The sequence below is a fragment of the Streptomyces sp. NPDC002742 genome, from assembly GCF_042888885.1.
GTDB lineage: Bacteria > Actinomycetota > Actinomycetes > Streptomycetales > Streptomycetaceae > Streptomyces.
Genome location: NZ_JBIAQF010000030.1, coordinates 111,845 through 118,788, shown reverse-complemented (window position 1 = coordinate 118,788; position 6,944 = coordinate 111,845). Strand labels below are relative to the sequence as shown.

Below are 6,944 nucleotides of genomic sequence, written 5' to 3'. Positions count from 1 at the left end.
TGCACTGGACCCGCCGCATGATCGAGATCCGCAAACAGAACAAGGCCTTCGGACTCGGCTCCTACACCGAACTCCAGTCCTCCAACCCCGCCGTCCTCGCCTTCCTGCGCGAAGCGCCGTCGACCGAGGGCGAAGGGGACGACGATCTCGTGCTGTGCGTGCACAACTTCTCCCGCTTCGCCCAGCCCACCGAACTCGACCTGCGCGAGTTCAACAGCAGGCACCCGGTCGAGCTCATCGGCGGCGTGCGATTCCCGGCCATCGGCGAACTGCCGTACTTGCTGACCCTCGCCGGTCACGGCTTCTACTGGTTCCGCCTCCGGAAGGAAGCCGTCTAGAACCCGGGCGGCGGGGCGGTTTCTCCCGCCCCGCCCTGGGCACCCATGACTCACACCTCGCCCGGTATCCGGGGCCCCCGGGTCACTGGGGAAAGGACGCGACGCCATGTCGGAAGCCGTAACCCACTCTGCCACGGCCCCGGTCGCACGCCCCGAGTTGCTCGCGTCGCTCGATCCACTCCTGCGGGAATGGCTGCCCCGGCAACGCTGGTTCGCGGGCAAAGGGCGTCCGGTGACCGGATTCTCCCTGGTGGCCGCGGTGGAACTACTGCCGCCCGGCGGCCGGTTGGGCCTGATCCATCTGCTCGTACGCGCCCATCAGCCGCGCACTCCCGCGCAGGGCGCCGCCTCGCACCCCGGGGACTGCTACCAGTTACTGATCGGCGTACGCGAGGCGCTGCCGCCCCGGCTCGCACCGGCCCTGATCGGACATCTGGAGGAAGGCCCGCTGGCCGGCCGCACGGTGTACGAGGCGCTGCACGACCCGCGCCCCGCCGGTGTCCTCCTGGAGGCCCTGCGCACCGGGGCCCGCGTGGGCGACCTGCGCTTCGAGCGCGACCGGCGCCAGGAGATACGAAAGGACCTGGTCCCGCGCCTGGTGACGGCGGAACAGTCCAACTCGTCGGTCGTCTACGGAGATACGTTCATCCTGAAGGTGCTCCGACGGATCGTCCCCGGGATCAACCCGGATCTGGAACTTCCGCTGGTGCTGGCCCGGGAGGGCTGCGCGCGGGTCCCGGCGCCCGCCGCCTGGATGCACGCCGACCTCGACGCGGAGACCTACGTACTCGGCGTGCTCCAGCCCTTCGTGCAGGGCGCGGCCGACGGCTGGGAACTGGCGTTGCGGGAACTGGCCAAGAGCGAGGACTTCACCGCCGAGGCGCGGGCGCTGGGCCGGGCCACCGCCGAGGTGCACACCGCGCTCGCCCGGTCGCTGCCCACGGTCACCCTGGGCCATACGCAGATGCGGCCTCTCATCGACGCCATGACCGGGCGGCTCGACGCCGCCGCGCAGGCGGTGCCCGCGCTCCGGCCCCACGCGCCCGGCCTGCGGACCGCGTTCGAGGCGCTGGCCGATCTGTCCGCCGAAGGTCATACGTGGACGGCCCAGCGCATCCACGGCGACCTGCATCTCGGCCAGTGCCTGCGCTCCCCCGACGGGGAGTGGTCGCTCATCGACTTCGAGGGCGAGCCGTCGAAACCGCTCGCCGAGCGCCGTATGCCCCAGCCCCCGGCACGCGACATCGCGGGCATGCTCCGCTCCTTCGACTACGCGGCCCACTCCGTCCCCCGGGCCCCCGGCTCCGCGGCGGCATCGTCGGCGCCCGGCTGGGCCGACGCCTGCCGCGCCGCCTACTGCACCGGATACGCCGAGGTCAGCGGCCTCGACCCACGCACGGACCCGGTATTACTGCGCGCCTTCGAGACGGACAAGGCGGTGTACGAGGTCGTGTACGAGGCCCGGCACCGCCCGGACTGGCTGCCGGTCCCGCTGGCGGCGGTACGGCGGCTGGCCGCGTCGCGCTGATCCCCCTGCTGTTCCCCCAGCCCACCCTCCAGAGGAGGCTCCGCCCGTGACGCCCCGCCCCCCGTCCGACGAAAGTCCGAAGAAGAACGGCGCGAAGAAACCGGCCGCCGCCGAGAAGACGCCCGACGAGAGGCCGACGGCCAAGAAGGCAGAGACCAGGGAGACAGCGACCGGGAAGGCAGCGACCCGGAAGACAGAGACCCGGAGGGCAGAGACCCGGACAGCACCGGTCGAGGCGGTCGAGGGCGAGACCGGTCCCGGCCGGGGCGAGAGCGGTCCCGCGTCCGGCGAGACAGGTCCCGGCCGGGGCGAGGTGCGCCCCGGCCCGGCCGGAAGCGGTCCCGCCCTCGCCGGTGTCCACCCGGCGGACCGGCAGCGGCTGCTCGACGGGACGCACCATGATCCGCACGGAGTGCTGGGCGCCCATCCGGTGCCTGACGGCGTCGCCTTCCGGGCCTTCCGTCCGTTCGCGCTCGGGGTCACCGTCGTCACGGACGAGCTGCGCTCCGAACTGCGCGACGACGGGGACGGCTTCTTCTCCGGGCTGCTGCCGCTGCGCGCGGTCCCGGAGTCGTACCGGCTGCTCGTGGCGTACGAGGGGACGGTGCTGGAGACCGAGGACCCGTACCGCTTCCTGCCCGCGCTCGGCGAGCTGGACCTGCATCTGCTCGGCGAGGGCCGGCACGAGGAACTGTGGCGGGCGCTCGGCGCCGAGCCGATGGAGCAACAGGGCGTCGCCGGAACCCGGTTCACCGTGTGGGCTCCGAACGCGCTGGGTGTCCGGCTGGCCGGCGGCTTCAACTTCTGGGACGGCACGGGACACCCGATGCGGTCGCTCGGCTCCTCGGGTGTGTGGGAGCTGTTCGTACCGGCGACAGGAGAGGGCGAGCTCTACAAGTTCGACATCACCCGCCCCGACGGCTCCCGCACCCTGCGCGCGGACCCGATGGCCCGCCGCACGGAGACCCCGCCCAACACCTCCTCCGTCGTCCACGCGTCCCACCATGTGTGGCAGGACGCGGAGTGGATGGCGAAGAGGGCGACCCGGCCCGCCCACGAGGCGCCGTTCTCGGTGTACGAGGTGCATCTGCCGTCGTGGCGGCCCGGTCTGACCTACCGTCAACTGGCCGACCAGCTCCCGGCCTACGTCACCGACCTCGGCTTCACCCATGTCGAGCTGATGCCCGTCGCCGAGCATCCCTTCGGGGGCTCCTGGGGCTACCAGGTCACCGGCTTCTTCGCCCCCACCGCACGCCTGGGCACCCCCGACGACTTCAAGTACCTCGTCGACGCCCTCCACCGCGCCGGCGTCGGCGTCCTCATGGACTGGGTCCCCGCCCACTTCCCCCGCGACGAGTGGGCCCTCGCCGAATTCGACGGACGCCCGCTCTACGAACACGCCGACCCCCAGCGCGCCGACCATCCCGACTGGGGCACCCTGGAGTTCGACTACGGCCGTCGCGAGGTCCGCAACTTCCTCGTCGCCAACGCCACCTACTGGTGCGAGGAGTTCCACATCGACGGCCTGCGCGTCGACGCCGTCGCCTCCATGCTCTACCTCGACTACTCCCGCGAACCCGGCCAGTGGACCCCCAACGAACACGGCGGCCGCGAGAACCTCGACGCGGTGGCGTTCCTCCAGGAGATGAACGCCACCGTCTACCGCCGCAACCCCGGCGTCGTCACCATCGCGGAGGAGTCGACGGCCTGGGACGGCGTCACCCGGGCCACGCATCATGTCGGCCCCGGAGGCTTCGGCGGTCTGGGGTTCGGGCTGAAGTGGAACATGGGGTGGATGCACGACTCGCTGGACTACGTGTCCCACGAGCCGGTCCACCGGAAGTACCACCACGACGAGATGACCTTCTCGATGGTGTACGCCTACAGCGAGAACTACGTCCTGCCGATCTCCCACGACGAGGTCGTGCACGGCAAACGATCACTCGTCTCCAAGATGCCCGGCGACTGGTGGCAGCAACGCGCCAACCTGCGCGCCTACCTGGCCTTCATGTGGGCCCACCCCGGCAAGCAACTCCTCTTCATGGGGCAGGAGTTCGCCCAGGGCGCCGAATGGTCCGAGGCCCACGGCCCCGACTGGTGGCTCCTCGACCCCGCCTACGGCGCCGAACCCGACCACCGCGGCGTCCGCGACCTCGTCCGCGACCTCAACACCACCTACCGGCGTGAACCCGCCCTGTGGGAACGCGACACCGATCCTTCAGGCTTCAACTGGATAACCGGGGACTCCGCCGACGACAACGTCTTCGCCTTCCTGCGCCACGCCGCCGACGGCACCCCGCTGCTCGCCGTCTCGCACTTCTCCCCCGCCGTCCGGCACAACTACCGCCTCGGTGTTCCCGAGGACATCCCCGCCTGGAACGAAGTCCTCAACACCGACGCCCTTCGCTACGGCGGCAGCGACATCACCAACCCCGACCCCGTCAAACCGGAACCCCAGGGCTGGCACGGCCGCCCGGCCAGCATCCAGCTGACGCTGCCGCCACTGGCGACGGTGTGGCTGCGGCCGGCCTAGCGACGTCACGCACCCGGTCCCCGGCGGGCGGCCACCGGGGACCAGGGACCGGGCCGCCGGGACCGGTCAGCGGCGTGGCGGCGCGGCGGCGGGACAGGCGAGCCCGCTCCCGCTCCGCACCGGCGCCGGCACCGGCACCGGCACCGGCACCCCGCAGCCGTCACCCCGGGACCGGCCCCCGCACCCGTCACTCCAGACCGGTGCCACGCAGCGACGCGGGCAGTTCCCCGGTGTACAGGACGCCCAGGGTCTGGGTGGCCCGGGTCAGCGCCACGTACAGGTCGCTCGTGCCGTACGCCGCGGGCTCGACCACCAGGACGGAGTCGAATTCGAGCCCCTTGGCCTGCCGGGGGTCGAGGAGCACCACCGTGCGGGTGAGATCCGGCTCCTGGCCCACCGTCACCCCGTCCAGCCGGCCCGCGAGCGCGGTGTGCAGGGCACGCGGCGCGATCACCGCGAGCCGTCCCTCGGCGGGAGTCAGCTCGGCGACGGCCTTGGCGACCGCGCCGGGCAGGTCGTCCCCGGCGTCCCGCGCCCAGGGCCGTACCCCGGTGGAGCGGACGGAGCGCGGCGGCTCGAACCCGGGGCGTTCGGCCCGCACCACGCCGGCGGCGACGTCCATGATCTCCGACGGCGTGCGGTAGTTGACGCCGAGACGGGTGTGCTCCCAGCGGTCCTCGACGTACGGGGAGAGGATCTCCTCCCAAGAGCCGACCCCCGCCGCCTCCGCGGTCTGCGCGGGATCGCCGACGAGCGTCATCGACCGCGTGGGGCTGCGCCGCATCAGCAGCCGCCACGCCATCGGCGACAACTCCTGTGCCTCGTCGACGATGATGTGGCCGAAGGCCCAGGTCCGGTCGGCGGCGGCGCGTTCGGCGGCGCTGCGGTGGTCGTCCTCCTCGTGCCGTTCGGCCATCCGCTCGGCGTCGATGATGTTGTGCGCGGACAGGATCTCGGAGTCGTCCTCGTGCTTGTCCTCGAACTCGTACGTACGCGAGGCGTAGGAGACGTCCAGCACGCCCTGCGCGTAGGCGATCTGGGTACGGCGTTCCTGGTCGGCCAGCGCCCGCGCGACCCGGTCGTCCTCGCCGAGGAGTTCGGCCGCCTCGTCCAGCAGCGGAACGTCGGCGCCGGTCCAGTCACGGGCGCCGGTCAGCGGGCGGTGGATCGCCGCCGCGTCCTCGTCCGGGAGGTGGCCGTACGGGTCGGCGAGGAAGTCGGCGACCAGTCGCTGCGGGGTCAGCCTCGGCCACAACTGATCGACGGCGGACCAGACTTCGGGGTTCTCTGCGAGTTCGTCGCGGATCTGGGTGATGTCGCTCGGGTCGAGGAGGTTGGAGCCGTCGAAGGGGTCCGTGCCGATGCGCTCGGCGAGCATGTCGGTGAGGGTGTTGAGGATGTGGCCCTCGAAGTGCTCGCGGGCGACGTTGTGGGGCAGGTCGGCCGCGCGGGTGCGGTCCCGGGCGACCTGGACGAGGCCCGCGTCGAGCATCAGGACGTCCCGGTCGTGCTCGATCGCGATCACCGGGTCGGGGAGCGCCTGGCGGTCCCGGACGACCTCGGCCAGGACGTCGGCCATCCGGGCGCGGCCCTTCACGGCGGCCGCGTCGGGCGTGTCGACGGCCGTCGCGTGGACTCCGGGGAAGAGCTCGCCGACGGTCGAGAGCAGCACGCCGGTCTCGCCGAGCGAGGGCAGCACCTCGCCGATGTAGCCGAGGAAGGCCGGGTTGGGGCCGACGATCAGGACGGCCCGCTTGGCGAGCAGTTCCCGGTGTTCGTAGAGGAGATACGCGGCGCGGTGCAGGGCGACGGCCGTCTTGCCGGTGCCGGGACCGCCCTCGACGACCATGATCCCCCGGTGCGGCGCGCGGATGATCCGGTCCTGTTCGGCCTGGATGGTCTGCACGATGTCGCTCATCCGGCCGGTCCGGGCCGAGTTGAGCGCGGCGAGCAGCACGGCGTCGCCGGTGGGGTCCTCGTGGCCGGTTCGTTCGCGGTCGCCGAGGTCGAGGATCTCGTCGTGCAGGTCGGTGACGTGCCGGCCCGCGGTGCCGATGTGCCGGCGGCGGCGCAGGCCCATCGGGGTGTGACCGGTGGCCAGGTAGAAGGGGCGGGCGACCGGGGCCCGCCAGTCGATGAGGATCGGGGTGCGCTCGATGTCGTCGGCGCGGATGCCGATCCGGCCGATGTGATGGGTGACGCCGGCGGGGGTCGCCCCTTCCGCGGGGGATTCCACCGGGGCCAGGTCGATACGGCCGAAGCAGAGCGACCCGTCCACGGCGTTCAGCGCTGCCAGCAGCCCCGAGCGTTCGGCGACAAGGACGTCCCGTTCGAGCCGGGCCTGCATGGGCGTGTTGCCCTGGGCGAGCGCGTCCTCGACGGAGGCCTCGGTGACACCGCGCAGCGCGTCGACACGCGCGTACAGCCCGTCGATGAATTCCTGCTCGCTTCGCAGTTCATCGTCGGGGAATTCTGTGTGCGATCCCTTGTTTGACAATTCCGCTCCCACCCAGATATACTGCGCCTACTGAACTTCTTCACGACT

General features: G+C 71.8%; 4 protein-coding genes. 3 read left to right on the top strand and 1 reads right to left on the bottom strand.

Going from position 1 to position 6,944, the window contains the following annotated elements; all coding sequences use genetic code 11:
- From ACFYW8_RS37475 to glgB, 3 genes are all read left to right on the top strand, one after another.
- Window positions 1-338 (top strand): alpha-glucosidase C-terminal domain-containing protein (locus ACFYW8_RS37475; protein ID WP_389089380.1); only part of this gene is annotated, 338 nt, incomplete at its 5' end.
- A 106-nt stretch (window positions 339-444) separates the two neighbouring features.
- Window positions 445-1,866, top strand: a complete 1,422-nt coding sequence (locus ACFYW8_RS37470) for a phosphotransferase (protein ID WP_389089377.1) — start codon at window positions 445-447, stop codon at window positions 1,864-1,866.
- 46 nt (window positions 1,867-1,912) lie between these two features.
- Entirely contained in the window at window positions 1,913-4,399 is a 2,487-nt protein-coding gene (gene glgB / locus ACFYW8_RS37465; RefSeq protein ID WP_389089374.1) for a 1,4-alpha-glucan branching enzyme, read from the top strand.
- A gap of 187 nt (window positions 4,400-4,586) precedes the next feature.
- Here the strand turns inward: glgB and ACFYW8_RS37460 are convergent, their stop codons facing one another.
- Window positions 4,587-6,854, bottom strand: a complete 2,268-nt coding sequence (locus tag ACFYW8_RS37460) for a HelD family protein (protein WP_389089403.1) — start codon at window positions 6,852-6,854, stop codon at window positions 4,587-4,589.
- Window positions 6,855-6,944 lie beyond the last annotated feature (90 nt).